This is a genomic window from Furfurilactobacillus entadae (genome assembly GCF_045862745.1).
Lineage (GTDB): Bacteria > Bacillota > Bacilli > Lactobacillales > Lactobacillaceae > Furfurilactobacillus > Furfurilactobacillus entadae.
The window spans coordinates 36,119-59,613 of the sequence record NZ_BQXN01000007.1 but is presented as its reverse complement, the minus strand read 5'-3'; the positions used below and the strand labels follow the sequence as shown (position 1 = coordinate 59,613).

The following is a 23,495-nucleotide window of genomic DNA, read 5'->3' as shown; positions in this document are numbered from 1 at the left end:
TCCACGAATAACGTTATTAAACGGTTACTTGTGATTTTGATTTGAATGAACGGTTGGCTTACCACCACGGCCCGCACGATTCCGGTTGCTTTGGTAGTGGTTCGTCTTCTTGTCGCCGTTTTTATCATCACGACGCGCGTTGTTATGGAAGTTCCGGTTCCCGTGTCCATTCCGGTTACCACCGCCATTACCATTCCGCCGGTTGCCACCGTTACCACGGTTCTCATGTGGGACCCGGATATCTGTCGTAGGTGCTGATTGTGGATCAACAATCGTAAAGTCCACCGCAGCAGCGTTTTTATCGACCTTTTCCAGGTGAACCTTAATTGGTTGCCCAATTTGGAAGATGTGGTGGTGCCGATCCCCAATCAATGCCAGATGACTTTCATCAAAGCTATAGTAGTCATCCTTCATGTTAGAAATGTGAACCAGTCCTTCAACCGTGTTTGGCAGTTCCACGAACATCCCAAACTTCAGCACAGAACTGACCACGGCATCAAAGTCCTCACCGACACGATCGGCCATGTATTCAGCCTTCTTCATGTCATCAGTAGCCCGTTCCGTGTCAATTGAGCGCCGTTCACGTTCCGACGTATCCTTTGCAATCTGTGGTAATTCTGCGGCGTACTTCGCCTTCGCGTCATCACCCGTTCCCTGCGCACCGTACCACCGAATCATCCGGTGAACCATGTCATCTGGGTACCGCCGAATTGGTGACGTAAAGTGCGTGTAGTACTCTGCCCCCAACCCAAAGTGTCCCAACGGTTCGTCTGAATACTTCGCCTGTTTCATGGACCGGAGCATCATGGTTTGCACCATTTGTTCTTCCGGTGTCCCAGCGACTTCTTTCAAGACCGTCTGTAACATCTTTGGCTTCAAGTTGTTCGGGTCACCCTTAACGGTAATTCCGAAGACGCTCAAAAGGTCAAAGAACTTCTTAACGCGATCACCATCTGGTGTTTCGTGCACCCGGTAAAGGAATGGCACGTGCAAACGGTCAAAGTGTTCTGCCACAGTTTCGTTAGCAGCCAGCATGAACGATTCAATCATCCGTTCTGCCAGGCCCCGTTCGCGCAGTTCGATGTCCGTTGGGTGACCATTTTCATCCACAATGATCTTTGCTTCTGGTGCGTCAAAATCAATGGCCCCACGTTGGTGCCGCTTCTTGGTCAAGATCCGGTGAAGCGCACCCATGTCTTCAAACATCCCAACAAGGTCATCGTAACGTTCCATTGTCTTCGCATCATGGGCTTCCAAAATCTTGTTAACCGCCTTGTACGTCATCCGTGCGTGACTCCGCATCACACTTGGATACAGTTCGTGGCTCACAATTTTACCCGTTTCATCAATCTCCATATCACAGGTCATTGATAAACGTTCGACCCCTTCATTCAGGGAACAAATCCCGTTTGAAAGGCGCTTTGGCAACATTGGAATGACCCGATCCGTCAGGTACACGGAGGTGCCCCGCTTGTAAGCCTCTTTATCTAAGGCTGAGCCTTCCTTCACGTAATAACTCACGTCCGCGATGGAAACGCCAAGGCGGTAATGCCCGTTAGGTAATTTTTCAACGACAACGGCATCATCCAAGTCCTTACTTTCAATGCTATCAATGGTGACCAGTGGTTGGTCCGTAATGTCCACACGACCAGCACGGTCAGCATCCTGCACCGTATCAGGAATCGCATTGGCTTCATCCATAACTTCCTGAGGAAATTCGGATGGGACATCATGTGCGTACACGATTTGAAGGATGTCGATCCCAGGTTCATCAGCATTCCCAATGATCTTCGTTGCCAGTCCGCTCAATAATTGCGGATTTTGATCCGTTGGGTAGGCCGTCACATCAGCGGTTACGACGTCGCCATCAACCGGCGTGATCCCACCGTCAAGCACATCAAACGTGTAACTCCCGAGCTTCTTATCCTTTAACAGCACTTCCCCAATGACGGTTGGTAACTTTGCGTCACGTTTTGACCGAAATTCACCCACAACTTGGGTGTAGTGCCGGTCAACGATCTTCGTGACTTCACCTTCAGGGCCACGGTCTGAGCCCTTTGCTGCTGGCCGTAACACCTTGATTTCCACCGTGTCACCGGTCATGGCGTGCTTGGTGTGGTCTGAGTTGATGTAGGCGTCTGGTTGGTCATCAGCGTAGCCGACAAAACCAAAGCCCTTATCGTTCCCATGGAACATCCCAGAAAGTGGGCCATCCGTAGTCACGGCCGTCCACTTGCCGCCCTCTGTTACGCTGACTTTACCAGTGCGTTCTAGACCAGCGAGTGCCTGCACCGTCAGGGTGAATTCTGCTTCCGTTTGATTCAGGGCGGCGCCAATTTCAGCCGCCGTAAACGCGTCACCATGGTGGGCGTTTAATTGTGTCATGATTTGTTCTTGTAAATTACTATCTGCCATAATTACCTCAATTTAATTGTTATTAATGACTAAAAATATCCTGTAAGTAGGTTAAAACATCCGCTTGTAACGCCTTGTGGGCTGAATTAACGGTCAAAACGTGGCCCGCCTGTGCGTATTCATGGTAGTTAACGGTAACGTTCACCTCATGAAGCGCCTGTGCAAACGCGGGACCACAGGCTGGGTCAATCATTTCATCGCCCGTTCCCTGTGCCACAAACACAGGCTGTGTAATGGTGCCCAAGTTAGGAACGACCTCATTTTTAACAAACGTTTCAAGTGTCCGAAGCTGAGTCGGCTCATGTTCTGCCAACCATGCTAACCGGGTCTGTTGCTCCGATGAACTTAACGTTGTCCGTGCATACACCTGTTTGCTCAGGGTCAAAAAGCTGGCGGGCACGTTTGTCGGCCCAACCTGAACCACCGGTGAGGCAAACGTGCCGCCACCAACAAGGTCTGCGTCTAACTCCAATAACCGTGTGGCAAACAGCCCACCCATGGACAGGCCAAACACCGCGATCTGGTGGTAGCCCCGATCACGGAGATCCGCCACCGCCCGTTGTGCATCGGCTAACCACGCACTCGGAGTGCCTGCTGTAACAACGTCACGGGGATCCAGGGTGCCGTGACCAGTAAAGATGGGCGCGGCCACCGTGTAACCAGCCCGCGCCAACCCGCGACCAATCATGCCCATATCATTGCTGCTTCCTGAATAGGCGTGGAGTAACACTACCGCCTGTGGGCCAGCTTCAATGAACAGTGGTTCTGGCCGACGAAAATGAACCGTCATGTACGCATTCCTCCTTCAAGGCATCAAAAAAGGCTGGGTTAACCGCCCAGCCTACCGTCCATGAATGCACGCCACAAAAAGATCACGCACAAACAGGCCGTCATCACGAAATGGTGTTAGTGGTCACAAAAAGCAACCTACTTGTGTGCGTACAAGTAAACTAACGCCAAAGCAATTCCGAAAAACAGGATTCCCAAAACAACGGTGACCCGTTGCATGAACCCTTCGAAACCACGTGACTTCTGTTGAGCAAATAAGTCGTTTGCACCGCCCCCGGATAAAGCCCCCAGGGCATCATCCGTTTTTGTGGGTTGCATCATGACTGCAATAATAATAATGATTGCGATAACAACCAGTGCAGTTAACAAGAAATTGTACAAAACGGTTCCTCCCATTCAAAACGTGCGGTTTGTCTAAACAAACTTACCATAATTTACTTGAAATTACCAGTTTTTGACGGCTAATCCTCTGCTCGCGGACTAGTCTGTTCCGCTAGTTTTAAGATTGCATCATGGATAAACGCCCGGTTCTCATGTTGTGTTGTGATCACCAGTGTATCACCCGCACGAACAATGGTATCACCATGGGGAATCAACGTGCCTTCACCACGCCGAATCCCAATTAATAACGCGTTTGCCGGCCACGCGATCTCACGAACCTCATGATCAACCAGTGCTGTTCCAGCAAAAACAGGAACTTCCAGCCGGTCAGGTGCCCCGGTTGGTCTTTCAACACTTGGCGCCAATAAATTATGTAACAGTGATTCATAGATGGGCGCCCCACCACAAACATCGACCGTAATGTACGCCACCAAACAGACAACCGCTAATGGCATCAAATGTTTAAGGGAACCCACCATTTCCGTAATGAGCAGGATGGCCGTAAAGGGTGCCTTCCCGATTCCCGCAAAATACCCCGCCATGGCAACGATAATCAGGTTCACAAGGTAACCTTGTGGCAGGATTCCCCAGTTGATCAGGACCTGGCCGTACACCGCCCCAATAATGGCCCCCAACGTTAAAATTGGGAGAAAGATGCCCCCGGGCACACCGGACCCATACGCAACCATTGAAAAAATAAAACGAACGGTAAAGAGGGCCAACAGTAATGCCACACTCTGGCGCGACTGGGCAAGGTTAAGAATGACGGCGTTTCCGCCACCCAGGACACTAGCCCACCACCACCCAATCGGCACTGTTAGTAACAGGGCGATCACCCCGTCAAATGACCGTGGGGCGCGCAACATTGCGTACCATTTTGGCAGCCGCAACAGCACGGCTTGATACACCCGGCCAAGGAGGCCGAGCACAACACCCAAGCCCACCAACACCCAGTAGTCATGTAGTGGTAATGCTTGTGCGTAAGCCATGTGCAAGACCGGCACCTGACCAAAAACAAGCAATGAAACAAAGTTAGCCACAACCGCGCTAGTCAGTGACGTTAACCACACCAGCGGTGAAAAGTTATGATAAATTTCTTCCAAGACAAACAGCGTGCTCGCAATCGGCGCATTAAACGCGGCGGCTAAACCCGCGGCGGCACCGCTTGCCAATGCGACCCGTTGATCGGCTGCACTATTACCACGAAGCGTCGCGTAGCCCTGACCCACAGTAGCGCCAAGCTGAATGGACGGTCCCTCTCGTCCCAACATCATTCCGGAACCAATCGCCAAGAGACCCCCAACAAACTTTTTCCACAACGTCGGCCACCATGGTGCATGATACTCACCCGTTAGTTGCCCCTCAACCTGGGGAATCCCGGAGCCACTGATTTGCGGGCTCGTTTTTACCAGCCACGCAATTGCGCCACCCAAAAGGATCATCCCCACGATCCACGGAACTAATAACCATGGCTGCTGGTGCATCAGTCCGTAGCTTGCTTTGACCAAGCGGAGACTTTGTTCAATTCCAAACCGAAAGGCACTGACCACGACCCCCGTCAGCAACCCGACCATAATTCCCGTAATCACCGTTTTGACCCGTGTGGCATCCAGAACAGGCCCTTTTCGTTCACTCATCGCTATCGCCCCCTATAAAAACGTTCGCTGGTACTCATTAACAAAGTATTCAATGATCAACCGAACCGGCTGGTCATCAATAACTGCTAACTGTTCCGGCTGTAATAATTGTACTTTTTTCATTTCGTAGTACGTCATGAGCGCACCTGTTAACGTGATGTCATGACGCAGAAGAAATTGTTGATCGAGCAATGCACGGATCATCGTTTGGTCTTGCAGTAACAGTACGTCCCAATTGTAGTCACGGAACAGCCCCCGTGTCACCCCCGTTTGGTAATAAAACACGGCCTGTTGTTGCTGCGCTGCCAACACATCCTGTAAATTACGCGCTAATGCTTCATCTGCCTGGTGAAGATCCGCCAAAAACACCGGTGACACCGTCCGTGCAATCGTCAGCGACTGGTCAAATAAAAGCTGAAACTGACGGAAAAAATTGGCGTCATCGCCATCAAGTTTCGGCAAATCAAAGTCATTGATGTACGTTTGGTACACGTCAACGACCGCTTTGATCACCGCTTCCTTGGACGAAAAGTACTTATACGCTGTCCGTCGCGAAACCCCCATAATGGTGATCAGCTGGTTCATGGTCAATTGTTGAAAGCCATCCCTAGCAACAACGGTCATGACCCGTTCTAGCAAGGCTCGTTGTTTAGCCGCTTCTCGTTTTGTTAACATATTTACGCCCCCTCATCACGCTTATTCAGTATAGGTGTACAAAGTAAACGAAAGTAGCGAAAAACGTTTATTTTTATCATTTCTTTGCAAATAACCCGTCTGCCACAAAAAAATGGGTACGGAATAATTTCCGTACCCATTTTAACGTTCATCTCAGCAAGAATTACTTGCTAAGGATGGCGTTACGAGCTTGTTCGCTCAAGTTGTAGAATGAGTGAATGCCCTTGTATTCAGCAGTTGTGTTCAATTGGTCTTCAATCCGCATCAACTGGTTGTACTTAGCGATCCGTTCTGAACGGCTCAATGAACCTGTCTTGATTTGGCCGGCGTTAGTTGCAACAACTAAGTCAGCAATGGTTGTGTCTTCAGTTTCACCTGAACGGTGAGAAACAATGGCCGTGTAACCGGCTTCTTTGGCCATTTCAATGGCTGCAACTGTTTCAGTCAACGTTCCGATTTGGTTCAACTTGATCAAGATTGAGTTAGAAACGCCCATCTTGATCCCCTTAGCAAGGTAGTCAGTGTTTGTAACGAACAAGTCGTCACCAACCAATTGAACCTTCTTGCCAAGACGTTCTGTCAAGGTTGCCCAGTCTTCCCATTCGTTTTCATCCAGAGGATCTTCGATTGAAACAACTGGGTACTTGTCAACGATGCTTTCCAACAAGTCAGTGAATTCTGCGGCAGTGTAGCTCTTGCCGTCACCAACTAAGTCGTACTTCTTTGTTTCTGTGTTGTAGAATTCTGAAGCAGCACAGTCAAAGGCAATGGCGATGTCTTTACCAGGCACGTAACCAGCAGTCTTGATGGCTTCAACAAGAATTTCAAAAGGTTCTTCGTTGTTCTTCAAGTCAGGCGCAAAACCACCTTCGTCACCAACGGCAGTGGAGTAACCACGGTCGTTTAAGATGCTCTTCAAAGCATGGAATGTTTCTGAACCGTAACGAACGGCTTCCTTAATGGTTGGGGCACCAACAGGCATGATCATGAATTCTTGGAAATCAACCTTGTTGTTGGCGTGCTTCCCACCATTGATAACGTTCATCATTGGTGTTGGTAAGACGTGGCCATTGAACCCGCCTAAGTAGTTGTAAAGGGGAACTTCAAGTTCGTCAGCAGCAGCACGGGCTGCAGCCAATGAAACACCCAAAATGGCGTTTGCACCTAATTTACCCTTGTTTGGAGTACCATCTAATTTGATCATTGCTTGGTCGATGGCAATTTGGTCAGTAACGTCGTAACCAACGATTTCCTTAGCAATAAGGTTGTTGACATTGTCAACGGCCTTGGTAACACCCTTACCTTGGTACCGGCTCTTGTCACCGTCACGTAATTCAACGGCTTCATGTTCACCAGTTGAGGCACCTGAAGGAACGATTCCACGGCCCATTGCACCACTTTCCGTGTACAATTCAACTTCAACAGTTGGGTTACCGCGTGAATCTAAAACTTCGCGTGCATAAATATCTGTAATAATAGACATCTTATTCTCTCCTTATTGGGTAAATGTAGTCACAAAGACTTCCCCACTATTATATGTGTTAGACGTTTCACTATCAAGCTGATGCGCAATTATTTTCCTGGGTCGTTACTGATGAGCTCCAAAAATGATTCTGGTTCTAAACTTGCATTCCCGACCAACACACCATCAACGTCCTGCTTTTGCATAATCGCATTAATGTTGGCTGGTTTCACGGAACCACCGTACAAAACGCGAACATCATCCGCCACGTCATCATCATATACGTCGGCCACAGTTTGACGAATCAGGTAACACCCTTCCTCGATTTGGTCGGGTGTTGCCGGTGTCCCAACTCCAATGGCCCAGCTAGGTTCATAAGCAATGATGGCTGTGCGCGCCTGTTCTTCGGAAACACCCTTTAGTGCTTCGATCACCTGTGCCACGACCCAGTGAACCGCATCATTAGCCTCACGTTGGCCCATCGTCTCATCACAACAGATGATTGGGCGCATGTGGTTTCGGTACACCGCTTGCACCTTGAGGTTCACCATCTCATCCGTCTCACGAAATAACTTACGCCGTTCAGAGTGGCCCAAAATGACAAAGTCGACCCCCGCCTGACTTAACGCATACGGGCTGGTCTCACCTGTATAGGGACCGTTGTCCTCAAAGTAGCAGTTCTCTGCGCCAACCTCAATGGGCAAGTCACGTGTCTCACGAACCAGCTGATCCAAAAATAAACTTGGTGCACACACCGCTGTCTCAATTTCTGCGGCCGGGGGTAAATTACCACGAATCCCATCCACAAACGCAGCAACGGAATCGGCCGTCTTGTTCATCTTCCAGTTTCCTACAATCATCGGAATCCGCATCCACATTCCTCCTTTGCACAGTCAGTACATCGTTATTGTAGTGAACTTAGTCGCCAAATACTAGCGAGAACGCTTTCATCATTTGCTTCAAAAAAAGCTGACGCCGAAAATACATTCGACGTCAGCTCATTTAAATTACTTGTCGCTAATGGCAGCAATCCCTGGTAAAGTCTTTCCTTCCAGGTATTCAAGTGAAGCACCACCACCAGTAGAAATGTGGGTCAATTGATCAGCAACACCAAGTTGTTGAACGGCAGCCGTTGAGTCACCACCACCAACGATGGTCGTTGCGTCAAGGTCACCCAAGAACTTACCAATTGCCAACGTTCCCTTAGCAAAGTTAGGCATTTCAAACACACCCATTGGTCCGTTCCAAACAACTGTCTTCGCATCACGTAACGTGTTTTCAAACAGTTCGATTGACTTAGGACCGATGTCCAAGCCCATGTAACCGTCAGGAATGTCACCGTCAACGATTTCAGAAGCTGAATCGTTGTTGAATTCCTTGGCAATAACGGAATCAATTGGCAGAACCAGCTTGTCGCCAGCCTTTGCCATGATGTCCTTCGCCATGTCGATCTTGTCCTTTTCAAGTAAGGAGTTCCCAACCGTTAAGCCTTGTGCGGCAAAGAACGTGTAGGCCATCCCACCACCAACGATAACCTTGTCAGCTTTCGTCAACAAGTTGTCGATGACACCGATCTTATCAGAAACCTTTGCACCACCAAGAATGGCAACAAATGGGTGAACAGGGTTGTCCACAGCGTCACCCAAGAACTTGATTTCTTTTTCCATCAAGAAGCCGGCAGCAACAGGCTTGCCAGCAGCCTTCATGGCCGTTGCGATCCCAACGTTTGACGCGTGTGAACGGTGCGCAGTTCCGAAAGCATCGTTAACAAATTCGTCACCAAGAGAAGCCCAGTATTCGCCCAATTCAGGGTCGTTGCCAGATTCCTTCTTGCCATCTAAGTCTTCAAAACGGGTGTTTTCAAATAACAGGACTTCACCATCGTTCAAGTTACTGATGGCGTCTTCCAATTGTGCACCGCGTGTTGTTGGGACAAACGTTACGGGTTTGCCTAACAAGTTGCTCAACCGTTCAGCAACGGGACGCATGGATAATTCCTTCTTGTCATCTTCAGTCTTAATCCGACCTAAGTGACTGAACAAGATGGCACGGCCACCATGTTCGATAACATAGTTGATTGTTGGCAATGCAGCCACGATCCGGTTGTCGTTACCAATCACCCCATCTTTGATGGGCACATTGAAGTCAACACGCATTAAAACTTTTTTACCAGTTAATTCTAAATCAGAAACAGTTAATTTAGCCAAGGTAACATCCTCCTAACGGTTTGTTTGTACGGATTATAGTTTAACGATTTTTATCGTCAAAAACCACCGCTAACTGCAATTTATTATTAATGTTTGTGAAACGTTCCACGAAATTCGCCATAAAAAAGGCGGGCGGAGTTAACCCCGCCCGCCTTTGCCACGTTATCTCAAAAACGTAATGGTTTAAATTATGCTTCCAAAGTGGCGAACTTCAGCAACGTGCGGATCATGTTGCAAGTGAAGCCCCATTCGTTGTCATACCAAGCAACGGTCTTAACGATTTGGCTGTCACCGGCAGTGGTAACTTCCGTTTGAGTTGGGTCAAATACGGAACCATGAGCATCGTCAATGATGTCGCTTGAAACGATTTCGTCATCGTTGTAACCAAAGGCATCGTTACCTTCAGTGTGCTTCTTGATGGCTGCGTTAACTTCGTCAGCAGTAACCTTCTTGTCCAGAACAGTTACCAATTCAGTTAATGAACCGTCAACAACAGCAACACGTTGTGCGTGTCCTTGTAACTTACCGTTCAATTCAGGAATAACTAACCCAAGGGCCTTAGCAGCACCAGTTGAGTGAGGAATCGTGTTTGTTGAAGCAGTCCGATTACTACGAGCCTTTGAACCACGAGGGCCGTCCAGGATTGATTGAGTTGAAGTGAAGGCGTGAACCGTCGTCATCGTCCCAACCTTGATCCCGAATTCTTCGTTCATGAAGTAAGCCAAAGGTGCAAGACAGTTAGTGGTACATGAACCAGCTGACACGATCTTGTCATCGTTGTTCAAAACGTCCAGGTTAACACCAGGAACAACAGTCTTGATCTTACCAGCAGGTGCTGAGATCAGGACACGCTTTGCGCCGGCGTCCAAGTGGGCTTGTGACTTTTCAGCTGAAGTGTAGAAACCAGTACATTCCAGAACGTAGTCAACACCGTCGTTCTTAACCCAAGGAATGTTCGCAGCGTCGCGTTCAGCGTAAACAGGGATTTCCTTACCGTCAACGACGATACCTGTGTCCGTTGAGCTAACTTCACCAGGGAACTTGCCATGAGTGGAGTCGTACTTCAGTAAGTAAGCCAACATTGAAGGTGTGGTCAAGTCGTTGATGGCAACAACTTCGATGTCGCTAGTGTTCAATTCGTGGATCCGCTTCAAAGCTAAACGGCCGATACGGCCAAATCCGTTGATACCAATTTTAACAGTCATTGGTGAACTTCCTCCCTTAAGGAAAAGATATGATTAATACATGAAGAATTATAAGCCAAACAACACAATCCTGCAAACATTCCACTCAATTTTCATAACGGCGCCCGTTCATTTTCATAAAACTATTTTCAAAACGCCATTTTCCCGTTTGCATGATCATTAATCAGATTTATTTTCTGATTTTCAAAAGTGATTACGCATATTTATGAGCGACTTTGGCCGCCACGGCAGCGGCTAATGCACCCACCATGTCATCAATAAACGTGTTGACCTGCCCATCTTTTTGCTCGTCTAACCGTTTAATGACGCCTTCTTTTACCTTATCAACGTACCCGTAGTTTGTGACCCCGATGGTCCCGTACATGTTCGCAATGTTCAGCGCGAGCCCTTCGTCGACCCCAAACACACCCGCATCATTGCGAATAATGCTTTGCAATGGTTCCTGTAAATCACCGGCCGTCGCAAGTCGATCCAGTTCTAACGCCACCATGACATTATTCATCACTTCACGTTTATGAAGCACGTCAATCGTTTCTGCCTCAAACTCACTTAACGGAACATCTGGCAAATATGGCTTTTGTAGATCCTTTGTGATTGCCGCAATGTCTTTATACGTCACGTTTTTTGCCGCTAGTTGGGCGGTCATCAGGTCAAACGCCGCCTGGTCTGGATATTTAAAGGATGCATTATTCATAATAAATGGATGTCCTCCTTAATTTCTCATCGTTTGCAATTGTTTAATCACAAACACATGTTTAGTTTACGCCCTTTGCACCTAAAATTCACGTTTGACACTGCCGCCACCACACCAAATAAAATGGCCACTTTCCCACATCAGGAAAGCGGCCATTCATGTTTAAATCATTGTTATCGCGTACTTTCACGGACCACTAGCCGGGTCCCCATAACCACCTGTTTTGCGATCTGGCGGTCATGGTCAAGGGCATCTCGAACTAACTCCACCGCCGCCATCCCCATGTGATTAGTGGCCACGTGAACGGCCGTTAACCCTGGAATTGCGTAACTTGCGATGGATGTATCGTCAAACGTGACCAGCTGAACCTGCGCCGGCACCGCAATCCCCGCCTCAGTAAGGGCCTTTAGCGCACCAACCGCCATCGCGTCATTACTGATCACAAACCCAGTCGGCAAGTTGTGCCCCTGTTCCCGAATCAGTCGCTGCATTTCACGGTAACCAGACTGACGAGAATAGTCACCTTGGGCCATAACCGGTGTCGTATCAGACGATTGAACGGCGGCCTTAAACGGTTCGATCCGTGGGTCGATCACCGCCAGCCGGCCATCGACCGTCGTTTCTCTACCAGACAATAACCCAACCCGGTTGGCCCCGCCATTCAATAACGTCTTAACCGCCCCGGCTACCGCATGGTTAAAGTCGGTCACAACGGAATCATAGTTGAGGCCCAACGTATCAAAGTCAACAAAAACGAGGTGTCCGCCAAGTGAAGCCAGCTGTTCCACTTCTGCTGGCGAATACTTACCCAACGCGATCACCGCATCCACTGGTTCACTCAGTTGACCCAACCGCCCCGCAAAAACGGTGACCACCTGAAATCCGGCGGCTGCCGCAGCTCGTTCAATGCTGACCCGAATCGACAGGTAGTACAGGTCTTCCATTTCCTGTGTTTGTGAATACCACTCCACCACAGCAATACGTTTCACGGCCTTATTAACCGCTTGATGACGGTGTTTCGTGTAGTTCAACGCCTCAGCCGCTTCAAAGATCCGCCGTCGGGTCTCGTCACTGACCGCCATTGTGGCGTCATAATTTAGCACCCGTGAAACCGTCGCTAGCGACACCTGAGCCCGTGCTGCAATATCCTTCAAGGTCGCCATAGTGTCACCTACAACGCCGCAAGGAACCGTGCTTGAGCAGCACGCCCTGCGTCGTCCCATTTAAAGACCCCTGCATCAGCTAAGACCCGGGCAAAGACGGTTCCAATCGCGTCATGAACGACTGTTTCAACGTTTTCGGCCGTCACCGTGTTTGCGGACTTCAACATTTCTGCCCAGTCACGGTGGTAATCAGCCATGTCGTTTGGTTCATCCAGCAGGAACCGTTCAACTTCTTGCATCTCTGCTTTCAATCGGGCTGGTAAAATGGCGCGGCCCATCACTTCAATGAGGCCAATGTTTTCCTTCTTGATGTGTTGCACATCCTGATGGGGATGGAAAATCCCGTCTGGGTAATCCACTGACGTTTGGTTGTCACGTAAAACCAGATCCAACACGTACTGGTCACCATCACGATAGGCAATCGGCGTAACCGTGTGATGGCGCACATCACCGGTCATGGCCTTAACGGACACGGTTGCATCATCATAGTGGTTCCACACGGTCCGAATGTGTTCCGCTGCACTGCTTAAAGACTGGGTGTCCGTGCCACGTAAACGTAACGTGGTCATTGGCCACTTGACCACCCCACCAGCAACATCGGGGTAATCAGCCAGTGTAAACGGCGTTTCAATCGGGGCCGTCATCATTGGGAAGGTGTGGCGCCCGCCCTGATAGTGTTCATGGCTCAGCATTGAGCCGCCCACAATCGGCAGATCCGCGTTACTTCCAACAAAGTACTGTGGCAACGTTGTGATGATCTCAAACAGGTTCGTAAACGTTTGCCGATCGATTTTCATGGGCACATGCTGTTCATCTAAGAAGATGGCGTGTTCGCTGAAGTACGCGTATGGCGAGTACTGGAAGCCCCACGGCCGGCCACCGACCATCATCCGAATCACCCGGTGGTTACTGCGGGCTGGATACCCAAGCCGCCCACGGTAACCCTCGTTTTCAAGACATAACTGGCACAATGGGTAGCCACTGGCCGTGGTCGTCGCTGCGGCCGCAATTGCCTTCGGGTCTTTTTCTGGCTTTGAGAGGTTGATGGTAATCTCTAAATCACCAAAATCAGTGCCAGTGTTAAACACAATGTTTTTTGCGATCGCCGCTGTCTTAATGTAGTTGTTGGTTTGACTCAACTGATAAAAATAACTGGTGGCTGCCTCCGTTCCCTGCTGATAGGCCTGCCAAAAACGGGCATTCACCTGACTGGGTGTAGGCGTCATCAGATCCATCAGTTGACCGTCAAGTAGTTCACGCGCCGTTGGTGAATCTTCAATCGTCTGCTGTTTGACCGCCGCATCAACCAGCGCATCGCTCATTGCGGCAACACCCGTTTCTGTCTGGGGCACCGCTTGTTGATCGCCAATCAACGCATAAATCCGGTTGCGTAAGTACACTTGGTCCAGTGGTTCGTATGCGCCCGTTTGTAAGGCTTGTTTAATCAAATTCTCAATCGCATCTTCTGCCATAACGCGTTTTACCATCCTTGAACAAATTATTCTGTTACTTCACGGGCACCATCCGCAATTTCGGCAACGTAAAAGTCTGCTGCGTAGCCAAATGCCTGCTTGTATGTGTCGCCGACAACCTGACGCACGTGGTCCACTTGGTCACGGTCAACAATGGCAATGGCACAGCCACCAAAACCGCCACCAATGATCCGGGCACCCAGAACACCATCTTGTGACCACGCGGTCTTTGCCAACGTGTCGAGTTCTGGCACGCTCACTTCATAATCATACTGTAAAGAAATGTGGGAAGCGCTAATCAAGTGACCGAACCGGGTCAGATCATGATCATCTAAGGCCTGCTTAGCATCCAAAGTCCGTTGGTTTTCAAAGACCGCATGGCGAGCCCGCCGAATCAACGTATCGTCGTTGATCAGATACGTTGCCTGGTCAAAGGCTTCCTTGGATAGATCGCCCAGCGTCTTAACGTCAACGCCTGTCTGAATCCGGGCCAGTGCTTCTTCACACTGTGCACGCCGTTCGTTGTACTTTGAGCTGGCCAGATCATGTGACTTGTTACTGTTCATGATCAAGACAACGTTATTGCCGAGATCCACTGGGTAGTATTCATAATCCATGCTGTTCGTGTCGAGGAAGATGGCTTGATCCTTCTTCCCCATCCCAACAGCAAACTGATCCATGATCCCAGAATTCAAGCCGATGTAATCATTTTCGACCTGTTGACCAGCGTACACAAGGTCCAACTGGGTGAAGTCTAAGTTGAACAAGGACTTCAGCACGACCCCAACCAGTAATTCAATGGACGCTGAGGAGGATAATCCGGCCCCATCGGGTAAGTTCCCGTGAACGTACAGGTCAAAACCGTGGTCGTATTTGGCGCCCTTTTTAGCTAATTCGAACATCATGCCCTTCGGGTAGTTTCCCCACCCAAAGTCTTTATGGAAGTCCAGGTCGTTAATGTCAAACGTCAACGTACCGGCATCCGCTACGTTAGCCGAGTACATCCGCACCGTGTTATCTTCACGTGGACTAACGGCCCCAAACGTTCCTAAGCTAATGGCACACGGAAAGACGTGACCACCGTTGTAGTCCGTGTGTTCACCGATTAAATTGATCCGGCCAGGTGAGAAAAACACTTGTTGTGGTGCTTGCCCAAAGGCATCCGTAAATTCTTGTTTAATCGTTGCTACGTCCATGATTGTTACCGTCCTTTTGATTACTTGATTTCGTTAATTTCTTCTTGGTTCGCGCCAAGTTTTTGTTCCAGTTCCTTAACCACTTCGTCATGCTTCGCTTCCGTCAACTTAACCTTCGTAAAGTAAACGATTCCGGCCAACACGATCATGATCATTGGAATGTAGAAAATGTACATTCTGAAGTTAAACATTTGCCCAGATGTAATGTCACTCGGCTTAGCGTTCCCACTCATTCCGGCAAAGATGGCGGTCAAAACGGCAACCCCGTTGGCAAACGCACCGGCTAATTTATCAATCAGTGGCCGAACGGCTAACGTAACGGATTCGTTCCGTGTGCCCATGTGCAACTGCCCGTATTCAACACAGTCTGTGATGGTCATCAAAGCGGCTAGGAAGATCATTGGGTATGGGAAGAAAATCAGAGAAATGGCAACTAAACTTGCAACAACACTGCTCCCAGCAAACATGAAGACCACGTAACCAACAAGCATGATCACAATTCCGCCCACGTAGATGGCCTTCCGTTTGATTAAGCTTTCCAAAACTGGGAATAAGATAACTGAAACAATTCCCAAAACGGCAGTTACAACGCCGACCAGACTAAACGCACCAGCGTTCCCAATCACGTACTTGAAGTAGTATAGGAACAGTTGACTGGTAATCACGTAACCAAAGGCAAACAAGAAGTATGACAGTGATAACCACATCAATTGGTCGTTTTTGAACAACACCCTGAAAATACCAACAATGCCGACCTTTTCGGTATTTTGACGAATGACGTTGTCTTCTTCCTTGGTTCCAACGGCGGTCGATAAAGCCCCTAAAAATGAAACAACCCCAATTAAAATGGCAAAACCGAGCCACCCTGCTTTGTTTTGTTGACCGTTAGTAGCGCCAAACCAGCTAGAAACCAAAACAACCGTTGGCATGATAATAATGGCAACCCCTTGGGCACCCAACGTTGAGCCAAACCGGGCAATCGTCCCGAACTTCGCCCGCTTTCCAGAATCAACGGTCAGGGCAGGTAACATTGACCAAAACGCAATATCTTTAAATGAATAAAAAATGTCCAAAACAACAAAGGCAATTCCAAACAAGATCAGGTACAACGTTGGCTGACTAACGGACAGACCACCAAACGTGGTAAAAATCAGGATCAGCATCAGTGAACTAATCGCTGCCCCACCAAGCAACCAGGGCTTAAACTTTCCCCAGCGGGTGCGCGTGTTGTCAACTGCCCCACCAATCAGCGGATCAAAGGCAATTTCAACGATCCGAATGATCATGATCATCATCGTCACGATACTGATCATCTTTGTATCATTTGCGTGACTACCAGATTGGAACAGCTGGCTGGTCACAAAGAAAACAAAATAAGTGCTTAACGTTGCGTAGAACGCGTCATGCCCAAAGGCCCCAAACGCGTAAGATAAATATTGCTTCATTTGTTTCATGAGTCCGTTCTCCTTGTCTATCGTTCCAGTATTTTCGGTAGGACGTTAGCTGTAACGACGTTCAATGACTTTTTCCAAGATGTCATTTCGTTGCTTTGCCTTTGCGATGTCAAACGAGGTTTCTTCAAGATCGTTAAAATCTTGAACTAACAGCGTTGCTTCTAGATATAACGTTAACTGCCGTTTGATGTACCGCTTATTTTCCTCATCCGGACGTTGGGCGTTACCGCCTAACACTGCCCGAGCAAACTTATCTGGATCGATCGTGAGTTTTTGATTTTGACTTGCCATGTGATTGCCTCCCGTACAATTTTGTTTTTTTGTAAGCGCTTTCGTCATTCACTATAACCAGTTTTAGTAAACTTTACAATAACGATGTTTATCATGCAAAAGTCATGCAACCGGTTGTCATTGCTGATTAGCGGGCTTAACTAACTCGATTAACAATTTTATAAAGTTTTAGTAAAAAAACGTTCTTGCGGATTTTCATCCCCCAAGAACGCTTCCTTTATGACAACCAGCAGTTAGTTCTGCCGGAATTGATAACTGATCTCGTACGTTTGTGGTGCATTCGCTGGTAATACAATGTCACCAAAGCCATCGTGATGGATCGCATCAGGCAACCACTGGGCCTCCATGGCTAACGCTGTAAACGGCGTCGGCTCTGGCTGATCATACGCGTATGGGTCCGCCGTAAAGATGACCAACCCGTTGCGAGCTGAGTATAGATCTAACGCCCGGCCACTCTCAGGGTCACTGACCGTTGCAATCGGCCGATCAGTGCTTCCGTTGACCCGATAGGCATCATCAAACTCCACGCCCCCCGTTGTTGCCGCAAGCTTAGCTAACTGCTCGGTAACGGTGACGGGCTTCGTAAAGTCATACGCCGTATCCGTTACATCTGCAAACGCCCCGGTTGGCACCTTTTCATCGTTCAATAAGATGCGATGACGGCCATTAATAAACAGTTGTTGGCTACTTAGCTCATGGTGATCCGTCACGTTAAAGTACGTGTGAACGGTTGGATTAAACAATGTTACGGCGTCACTCGTCCCGGTGATCGTCCATGTTGCCCGGTCGGCATTCGTTAGTGTGTACGTCACCGCCACCGTCATGTCGCCTGGGAAGTGGTCGACCGTTCCGTCAACGGCTAGCGTTAACGTCACAGCGACTGATTCTGCATCCTGATGCTGATCCGAAACCGTCCACACCACGTCAGAAAAACCGTGTTTTCCACCATGAAGTGTATTCTTATTTTCGTTTTGATCACTGGTGTGTGTCGTGGTCGTGCCATCAATGGCGTACGTGGCGCCACCAATGCGGCCCGCCACCCGGCCAACCGTCTTACAAACGTAAAACGGCGTTGCTTCATAATCGTGTAAATTATCATAACTGATCAACAAATTCTTTTGACCACCATGACCATCAGCCACGTCAAACCCTTGCCACGTTGCGCCAAGCGTCAGGACCCGTAATGTCGTGCCGTGGTCATTTGTTAACGTGATCTGGGTAACATCCTGCCCGTCTGTTAAAGTTCCGAATGGTTGTTGTTCAATATTCATTTCCCTACCTCCGTGTTTACTAAACTTTACCACATAAGGTTAGCACTTTCTTGAAAGCGTTTTCAATAGAATGATACGATTCTTTATCATTTTTCCGCTGTCATTCATTCGTCTCGACTTTCTTTCTCAATGTTGCGCCTTATGCCAACACGTCGTATCATCAGTTCAAATGTTTAAACCATTCAACGAAAGGAGTCTTTTTATGGTTACGCAACAACAGCTCAACCAAGCCCGGACGAACTTTTCAGCATGTCAGCCCATGCTTGTTGCACTGGGCGATGAAGCCCGCCAAGCCATCTTATTAACTTTGATTGGCACGACCTGTGCAGAAGGCCTTCGGGTTGGCGACATCACCGCCGCCGTGAATTTGTCCCGTCCAGCCGTTTCGCACCACCTCAAACTGCTCAAAGATAGTGGCCTCGTTAACGTCCGCAAGCAAGGAACGATGAACTTTTATTCAGTCGACATCCGCACAAACTTCGCGAAATTAAAGGGCCTTGTCGAGATTATTGAAACCCTAAAGGAGGATCCCATCCATGACTAATACCATGACCGCCCTGGTCGTCGATCGACCAAAACAACCTGCTAAATTGACCACCGTTTCTGTTCCAACGGTTGGCCCACACGATGTTCTTGTTGCCATTCGCGCAGCAAGCGTCAACCCGGTGGACACCCGTTTACAAAACAATCAAATTCAAATTGCGTTACCCCACACACCCACATTTCCAATGATCATGGGCAACGACTTTGCTGGCACCGTTATGGCAGTTGGCGACCAAGTTACCGCGTTCAACATTGGCGATGACGTGTACAGTCGGCCCCGCGATGATCGTTCTGGTACGTTTACCCAGTACATTGCGGCCCGCGACACGGATCTCGCCCTTAAACCATCGTCTTTGACCTACGAAGAAGCTGCGGCGGTCCCCCTTGTCAGTCTCACCGCCTACCAGGCACTTCACGACTTGATGGCCCTAAAGCCCGGCCAAAAGGTCCTCATTCAAGCCGGTGCTGGTGGCGTTGGAACCAGCGCAATTCAGATTGCAAAACAGCTCGGGGCCTACGTGGCCACAACCACCAGTGCGGCGAACCAGCAATTGGTTAAAAATTTGGGCGCAGATGAAGTCATTGACTACCACACCACTAATTTCGATGATGTCATCCACGATTATGACGCGGTCTTTGATACCCTCGGTGGCGACGCCCTCATGGCCGCCTTCAAGGTTGTCAAACCGGGCGGCATTGTCGTGTCGATTGCGGGTATGCCAGACGCTGATTACGCTCGGCGCGAACAGCTCGGGGCCATTAAAGCCACACTGTTTGGCCTGGTCAGTCGGAAGATCACCCGGGCTGCGCGGCGGGCGCAGGTTCGCTACGCTTTTTTGATCATGCACGAAAGCGGTGACCAATTAGCCTTGCTGGCAGATCTGATTGATCGCGGTCAGTTTCACCCCGTCATGGACCGTGACTTTCCGTTAGCTGAGGCAACGGAAGCGCTCGCCTACTCTGCAAGTGGTCACGCCACCGGGAAAATCACCATCAGCATGCCGGATTAATCTCGCCCTATGAAAAATTTCGTTTGTCGGCGCCCGTTATTTTCGTTTATAGTGAATGTAACGCTAACCCCCTTGAAAACGAAATAACGGACCCCACATGATAACCCAGCAAACCCTTCCTTTCGACGCCATTGAAGACAGCGAACACTACGACCAGTGCACTTTCTTACCAGCTAATGACCAGATGCGTGCCGCAGATATTGTCTTTACTGCCTGTACCTTTCAACAGACAGACTTTCGCCACAGTGAGTGGCTCGACTGCACTTTTGACCATTGCGACTTTGGCAACACGCACTTTGACGACAGCGTTTTGTACCGTGACGTGTTTACCCATTGCAACCTGCTTGGAACCGACTTTCTAAATAATACCTGGAAGGACAGTCACATTAACGGCTGCCGGGCGGATTACAGCAACTTCAGCGGTAGCAAACTGACCGCGTGTGCGACAGCTGATACATCGTTTAACGGGGCGTCATTTATTGAAGTCACGTTTAAGGATGGCTTTTCGACCACCAGTTGTGCGTTCAACGACTGTAGTTTCATCGGCACGTGGATGAACAAGGTGGATCTGTCCGCCAGTGAATTTAGTAACCTTGAATTCAACCCCGGCGACATCCGCGGCCTCATCATCAACCAATTCCAGGCCAGCTTACTGATCGGCCAGTTTGGCGTTGTATTAAAGGCATAAATTCAGTGAATATTAAAATGGCTCCCTTCCAACTGATTTGGAAAGGAGCCATTTTTCTGTTGTTGCGCGAGCTATCAGTGTTATTCACGAATTAGGGCACTTGAAACGACGACAAGAACCAGTCCTGCTAAATAAATCATGGTGGTTACCCATAAATTTGAGAGACTAAAAAACTCATGATAAACGCTAGGCTAACCATCCTATAACGGCCTTGCATCAGTGTTTATTCCTCATGAAACTTCTTACTTAATTACTCAAAGACATCCCAGTGTTCAACAATTTCCTCATTTTCCAACCGAAATAGGTCAAAAAGAGTCAGCGTTTTGTTTGCGGATTCACTGTGAGTGACCGCTAAAACAAAGTTGCCGGCCCCTAACAACTGGCTAAGGTCCGTATAGGTTGGCAGCGTTCCCCCGCTCTGCTCAATGCGCCGGCGCATTTCAATGACCGCGGCAATCCCGTCACCCAGATTGTGATTGTGCTGGATGTACTGACCCGCGTTGAAAAACGTTTGAATCAGGCCTGGCCGTTCCTGCATCATTTCATCATGGACAAAGTTGCTAACCACCGCTTTATTGGCGGCAGTCAACGGGAAGTCACGAAACTCGGTCTCCCCGTCAAGTTGCGTGCGACCCGCCGGATTGGCACCAAGGAGTGGGTTCATTACGCCCCAGTGCTCAGTGATCGTTTGATTCGTAACGTGAAATATATCAAGAGCGACAAACGCTTTCTGATCGACCAACACCTGAGAATGGGCGACCACGAAGTCACCATCAGAAAAGCACCGTACCACTTCGATGTGGCGGTTTTTTGTAGTCGCAGATTTTCCCTGCCAGATGACGTTTGGCCCGTAATCACGGACGCCCGTTCCGGCCAGCAGTTCACTTGGCCCGCGATTTTGATTCATTTGGTCAATGACCGTTTGCACAATTTCAATCGGTGTCATTTATTAGCCTCCAGCAATAATTCAGTTGGGAACAGAACAGCTTTTCATAACTTCATTTCAGTAACTAAGTTTATCTCATTGTGCCGAGCACCCCAAGGGAACGCACTTTTCGTTAACTCACCAGGAAATAACAACCGGCCTGCGACATTTTTTTCAAATTGGCTAACATTTGCTAACGCTTTGTTGATCGACTTGTTTAATAATGGATGCCGCTGCGCACAAAAGGCGAAATCAAGCATTATCTTTGTGTTTACACTTTTAAAGAGAGCTAAAAATGCCCACCGATAAGAATCAGTGGGCATTTTTAACCATCTCGTCATATCCTTCTAGACTTTGTTTAGGCTTGAACTTCCTTCTTAATTTCTTCAAACACAGAATCAACGCCAATTCCGGTTAACAATGGGACTCCGGAAATCACCTTGTCCTTAATGCTGCTTGGCACCATTGTCGTCGAAACCACGATGTCGTAATCCCCATTTTCAATGTTTGCCACTTCATCAGCAATTTTCGATTGGTGGAAGGTCACTTGATCAACCAACCCTTGTTCTTCCAGGTAATCCTTGATTTTCCCCGTTGCAACCGTTGACGTTGCAATCCCGGTGCCACACACAACCATTAAATTTTTCTTTGTCATTATCCTATTGCTCCTTTTTGAAGTTATTCCGCGTCGGTATGTTTATGAAATCTATTCAACCAAATCATTAACGCAAGGGCAACCAATCCTAATCCGATGATCCCAATCCAAAGCAAGTTTCGGCCGATGCCAACAATCATCAGGGTCGTCCAAGCACCACCATCGGATAAGATGGAAATGCTTGAGTTCCCCTTCATGTTGAAGTGGGCAGTCTTTGCAACGGCCGTTAATAACGGGGCAGCCCATGAAGCAATCAGTAGTGAAATGGTCACATCCACAATTCCACCAATAACGATTCGGAACACGTTTCCGTTAAAGACTGCGGCCATAACGGCAATCATAAACGGAATGGTTGCCAGATCACCAAATGGTAACACTGTGTTTCCTGGCAAAATGACGGCAATCAGTAACGTCAATGGCACTAAGATCAAGGAAGCTGATAACACGGCTTCCTGACCAACAGCCAAGGCTGAGTCCATCCCGATGTACAGACTCCGACCTGGGAAACGTTTTTGAACCATTGTGTTAGCGGCCTCAGAGATGGGTGTTAGTCCTTCCATCAACAGTGAAACCATCCGTGGCATTAAGATTAACACAGCCGCGGTTGCCACACCCAAGTTTAAGATTTTGGCCACTGGGTACTTAGCTAAGGCACCAATAACGATCCCAATAATCAGTCCCATCACGGCTGAATCACCAAAAATTCCCAACCGCTTTTGAATCCGTTCTGGCGTCCATTCAATGTTTTTGACCCCAGGAATTCGATCTAACAACCAGTTAATCGGTAAAGCAAGGACGAACCCAGGTGCTGAGGCACCTTGTGGAAATGAAATCCCGGCTAATCCGTAGTGGCGTTGAATGGTTGGTGCTGCCAAGTCAGCCAAGAAGTAGATCCACATTAAGTGAACGACCATGGTGACCAATCCCAAGGCAAAGTTCTGAGTGGCCGCATAAACGAGTGACCCCGTGAACGCAATGTGCCAGTAGTTCCATAAATCGACGTCCAGCGTCTTCGTTAACCCAACGACCAGTAAAATGACGTTTGCCGCAACCCCAATCGGAATTGCCAAACTCCCAAGGACCGTTCCGTATGAAATGGCTGATGCAGCGGGCCACCCAACATCAATGGTCGATAAGTGAAGCCCAAAGTTTTTAACCATTGCTTGCGCAGCGGGCCCCAGGTTAGAGGTCAACAAGCCAATCACTAAGTTTAAACCGGTGAACCCAATTCCCACCGTCAATCCTGATTTGAACGCCTTACCAGGTTTTAACCCCAGCAATAACCCAAAAATTAGTAATAAGATTGGGAGCATAACCGTTGGACCGGCGCTCAGTAACCATTTAATAATCCCCATTATGATA

General features: G+C 48.7%; 22 protein-coding genes. 3 read left to right on the top strand and 19 right to left on the bottom strand.

Going from position 1 to position 23,495, the window contains the following annotated elements; genetic code table 11:
• Window positions 1-24: 24 nt before the first annotated feature.
• From rnr to ACKTR5_RS04625, 16 genes are all read right to left on the bottom strand, one after another.
• Window positions 25-2,415: a ribonuclease R gene (gene rnr / locus ACKTR5_RS04700; RefSeq protein WP_407879592.1), complete on the bottom strand. Its 2,391-nt coding sequence runs from the start codon at window positions 2,413-2,415 to the stop codon at window positions 25-27.
• A gap of 22 nt (window positions 2,416-2,437) precedes the next feature.
• Window positions 2,438-3,205, bottom strand: a complete 768-nt coding sequence (locus ACKTR5_RS04695; RefSeq protein WP_407879590.1) for an alpha/beta hydrolase — start codon at window positions 3,203-3,205, stop codon at window positions 2,438-2,440.
• A gap of 137 nt (window positions 3,206-3,342) precedes the next feature.
• Window positions 3,343-3,585, bottom strand: a complete 243-nt coding sequence (gene secG / locus ACKTR5_RS04690) for a preprotein translocase subunit SecG (RefSeq protein WP_407879588.1) — start codon at window positions 3,583-3,585, stop codon at window positions 3,343-3,345.
• 80 nt (window positions 3,586-3,665) lie between these two features.
• On the bottom strand, window positions 3,666-5,222 hold the full coding sequence (locus ACKTR5_RS04685) for a ClC family H(+)/Cl(-) exchange transporter (RefSeq protein ID WP_407879586.1): 1,557 nt from the start codon (window positions 5,220-5,222) through the stop codon (window positions 3,666-3,668).
• A 12-nt stretch (window positions 5,223-5,234) separates the two neighbouring features.
• Window positions 5,235-5,897, bottom strand: coding sequence for a TetR/AcrR family transcriptional regulator (locus tag ACKTR5_RS04680; protein WP_407879584.1), 663 nt, complete (start codon window positions 5,895-5,897; stop codon window positions 5,235-5,237).
• A 163-nt stretch (window positions 5,898-6,060) separates the two neighbouring features.
• Window positions 6,061-7,380: a phosphopyruvate hydratase gene (eno, locus tag ACKTR5_RS04675; RefSeq protein WP_407879582.1), complete on the bottom strand. Its 1,320-nt coding sequence runs from the start codon at window positions 7,378-7,380 to the stop codon at window positions 6,061-6,063.
• 89 nt (window positions 7,381-7,469) lie between these two features.
• Window positions 7,470-8,231: a triose-phosphate isomerase gene (gene tpiA, locus ACKTR5_RS04670; protein WP_407879580.1), complete on the bottom strand. Its 762-nt coding sequence runs from the start codon at window positions 8,229-8,231 to the stop codon at window positions 7,470-7,472.
• Between the two features lie 135 nt (window positions 8,232-8,366).
• Window positions 8,367-9,566, bottom strand: a complete 1,200-nt coding sequence (locus ACKTR5_RS04665) for a phosphoglycerate kinase (RefSeq protein WP_407879579.1) — start codon at window positions 9,564-9,566, stop codon at window positions 8,367-8,369.
• A 188-nt stretch (window positions 9,567-9,754) separates the two neighbouring features.
• Window positions 9,755-10,771: a type I glyceraldehyde-3-phosphate dehydrogenase gene (gene gap / locus ACKTR5_RS04660; RefSeq protein WP_407879577.1), complete on the bottom strand. Its 1,017-nt coding sequence runs from the start codon at window positions 10,769-10,771 to the stop codon at window positions 9,755-9,757.
• 193 nt (window positions 10,772-10,964) lie between these two features.
• Window positions 10,965-11,465 carry a phosphatidylglycerophosphatase A family protein gene (locus tag ACKTR5_RS04655; protein ID WP_407879575.1) on the bottom strand — a complete coding sequence of 167 codons (501 nt, stop codon included), beginning with the start codon at window positions 11,463-11,465 and terminating at the stop codon, window positions 10,965-10,967.
• 173 nt (window positions 11,466-11,638) lie between these two features.
• Window positions 11,639-12,628 (bottom strand): LacI family DNA-binding transcriptional regulator, encoded by a 990-nt coding sequence (locus tag ACKTR5_RS04650; protein ID WP_407879573.1) that lies wholly within the window; start codon window positions 12,626-12,628, stop codon window positions 11,639-11,641.
• A gap of 8 nt (window positions 12,629-12,636) precedes the next feature.
• Entirely contained in the window at window positions 12,637-14,100 is a 1,464-nt protein-coding gene (locus ACKTR5_RS04645) for a UDP-glucose--hexose-1-phosphate uridylyltransferase (RefSeq protein ID WP_407879571.1), read from the bottom strand.
• Window positions 14,101-14,126: 26 nt separating this feature from the next.
• A complete protein-coding gene (locus ACKTR5_RS04640) occupies window positions 14,127-15,296 on the bottom strand; it encodes a galactokinase (protein WP_407879569.1) in 1,170 nt (389 codons plus the stop codon).
• A 20-nt stretch (window positions 15,297-15,316) separates the two neighbouring features.
• On the bottom strand, window positions 15,317-16,750 hold the full coding sequence (locus ACKTR5_RS04635) for a glycoside-pentoside-hexuronide (GPH):cation symporter (RefSeq protein ID WP_407879567.1): 1,434 nt from the start codon (window positions 16,748-16,750) through the stop codon (window positions 15,317-15,319).
• 45 nt (window positions 16,751-16,795) lie between these two features.
• Window positions 16,796-17,041: a hypothetical protein gene (locus ACKTR5_RS04630; RefSeq protein ID WP_407879566.1), complete on the bottom strand. Its 246-nt coding sequence runs from the start codon at window positions 17,039-17,041 to the stop codon at window positions 16,796-16,798.
• 233 nt (window positions 17,042-17,274) lie between these two features.
• On the bottom strand, window positions 17,275-18,312 hold the full coding sequence (locus tag ACKTR5_RS04625; RefSeq protein WP_407879564.1) for an aldose epimerase family protein: 1,038 nt from the start codon (window positions 18,310-18,312) through the stop codon (window positions 17,275-17,277).
• Window positions 18,313-18,514: 202 nt separating this feature from the next.
• Here ACKTR5_RS04625 and ACKTR5_RS04620 point away from each other — a divergent pair, with 202 nt between their 5' ends.
• From ACKTR5_RS04620 to ACKTR5_RS04610, 3 genes are all read left to right on the top strand, one after another.
• Window positions 18,515-18,856, top strand: a complete 342-nt coding sequence (locus ACKTR5_RS04620) for an ArsR/SmtB family transcription factor (protein ID WP_407879562.1) — start codon at window positions 18,515-18,517, stop codon at window positions 18,854-18,856.
• Window positions 18,849-19,865, top strand: a complete 1,017-nt coding sequence (locus ACKTR5_RS04615; RefSeq protein ID WP_407879560.1) for an NADP-dependent oxidoreductase — start codon at window positions 18,849-18,851, stop codon at window positions 19,863-19,865. Before ACKTR5_RS04620 ends, ACKTR5_RS04615 begins: the two co-directional genes overlap by 8 nt.
• Window positions 19,866-19,962: 97 nt before the next feature.
• Window positions 19,963-20,553, top strand: coding sequence for a pentapeptide repeat-containing protein (locus ACKTR5_RS04610; RefSeq protein ID WP_407879558.1), 591 nt, complete (start codon window positions 19,963-19,965; stop codon window positions 20,551-20,553).
• 250 nt (window positions 20,554-20,803) lie between these two features.
• Here ACKTR5_RS04610 and ACKTR5_RS04605 read toward each other — a convergent pair whose 3' ends face one another.
• The 3 genes from ACKTR5_RS04605 to ACKTR5_RS04595 form a co-directional block, all read right to left on the bottom strand.
• Complete coding sequence (locus tag ACKTR5_RS04605) at window positions 20,804-21,499, bottom strand: hypothetical protein (RefSeq protein WP_407879556.1); 696 nt, start codon at window positions 21,497-21,499, stop codon at window positions 20,804-20,806.
• Between the two features lie 337 nt (window positions 21,500-21,836).
• Window positions 21,837-22,133, bottom strand: a complete 297-nt coding sequence (locus ACKTR5_RS04600; RefSeq protein ID WP_407879554.1) for a PTS sugar transporter subunit IIB — start codon at window positions 22,131-22,133, stop codon at window positions 21,837-21,839.
• A gap of 23 nt (window positions 22,134-22,156) precedes the next feature.
• Complete coding sequence (locus tag ACKTR5_RS04595) at window positions 22,157-23,488, bottom strand: PTS galactitol transporter subunit IIC (RefSeq protein WP_407879552.1); 1,332 nt, start codon at window positions 23,486-23,488, stop codon at window positions 22,157-22,159.
• Between the last annotated feature and the right edge of the window lie 7 nt (window positions 23,489-23,495).

What these genes read in the sequence shown, in the direction of transcription:
- rnr (WP_407879592.1), bottom strand. Translation starts at nt 2,415, where the DNA reads ATGGCAGATAGTAATTTACAAGAACAAATCATGACACAATTAAACGCC.
- ACKTR5_RS04695 (WP_407879590.1), bottom strand. Translation starts at nt 3,205, where the DNA reads ATGACGGTTCATTTTCGTCGGCCAGAACCACTGTTCATTGAAGCTGGC.
- ACKTR5_RS04685 (WP_407879586.1), bottom strand. Translation starts at nt 5,222, where the DNA reads ATGAGTGAACGAAAAGGGCCTGTTCTGGATGCCACACGGGTCAAAACG.
- ACKTR5_RS04680 (WP_407879584.1), bottom strand. Translation starts at nt 5,897, where the DNA reads ATGTTAACAAAACGAGAAGCGGCTAAACAACGAGCCTTGCTAGAACGG.
- eno (WP_407879582.1), bottom strand. Translation starts at nt 7,380, where the DNA reads ATGTCTATTATTACAGATATTTATGCACGCGAAGTTTTAGATTCACGC.
- tpiA (WP_407879580.1), bottom strand. Translation starts at nt 8,231, where the DNA reads ATGCGGATTCCGATGATTGTAGGAAACTGGAAGATGAACAAGACGGCC.
- gap (WP_407879577.1), bottom strand. Translation starts at nt 10,771, where the DNA reads ATGACTGTTAAAATTGGTATCAACGGATTTGGCCGTATCGGCCGTTTA.
- ACKTR5_RS04655 (WP_407879575.1), bottom strand. Translation starts at nt 11,465, where the DNA reads ATGAATAATGCATCCTTTAAATATCCAGACCAGGCGGCGTTTGACCTG.
- ACKTR5_RS04650 (WP_407879573.1), bottom strand. Translation starts at nt 12,628, where the DNA reads ATGGCGACCTTGAAGGATATTGCAGCACGGGCTCAGGTGTCGCTAGCG.
- ACKTR5_RS04645 (WP_407879571.1), bottom strand. Translation starts at nt 14,100, where the DNA reads ATGGCAGAAGATGCGATTGAGAATTTGATTAAACAAGCCTTACAAACG.
- ACKTR5_RS04640 (WP_407879569.1), bottom strand. Translation starts at nt 15,296, where the DNA reads ATGGACGTAGCAACGATTAAACAAGAATTTACGGATGCCTTTGGGCAA.
- ACKTR5_RS04635 (WP_407879567.1), bottom strand. Translation starts at nt 16,750, where the DNA reads ATGAAACAAATGAAGCAATATTTATCTTACGCGTTTGGGGCCTTTGGG.
- ACKTR5_RS04630 (WP_407879566.1), bottom strand. Translation starts at nt 17,041, where the DNA reads ATGGCAAGTCAAAATCAAAAACTCACGATCGATCCAGATAAGTTTGCT.
- ACKTR5_RS04625 (WP_407879564.1), bottom strand. Translation starts at nt 18,312, where the DNA reads ATGAATATTGAACAACAACCATTCGGAACTTTAACAGACGGGCAGGAT.
- ACKTR5_RS04620 (WP_407879562.1), top strand. Translation starts at nt 18,515, where the DNA reads ATGGTTACGCAACAACAGCTCAACCAAGCCCGGACGAACTTTTCAGCA.
- ACKTR5_RS04615 (WP_407879560.1), top strand. Translation starts at nt 18,849, where the DNA reads ATGACTAATACCATGACCGCCCTGGTCGTCGATCGACCAAAACAACCT.
- ACKTR5_RS04610 (WP_407879558.1), top strand. Translation starts at nt 19,963, where the DNA reads ATGATAACCCAGCAAACCCTTCCTTTCGACGCCATTGAAGACAGCGAA.
- ACKTR5_RS04605 (WP_407879556.1), bottom strand. Translation starts at nt 21,499, where the DNA reads ATGACACCGATTGAAATTGTGCAAACGGTCATTGACCAAATGAATCAA.
- ACKTR5_RS04600 (WP_407879554.1), bottom strand. Translation starts at nt 22,133, where the DNA reads ATGACAAAGAAAAATTTAATGGTTGTGTGTGGCACCGGGATTGCAACG.
- ACKTR5_RS04595 (WP_407879552.1), bottom strand. Translation starts at nt 23,488, where the DNA reads ATGGGGATTATTAAATGGTTACTGAGCGCCGGTCCAACGGTTATGCTC.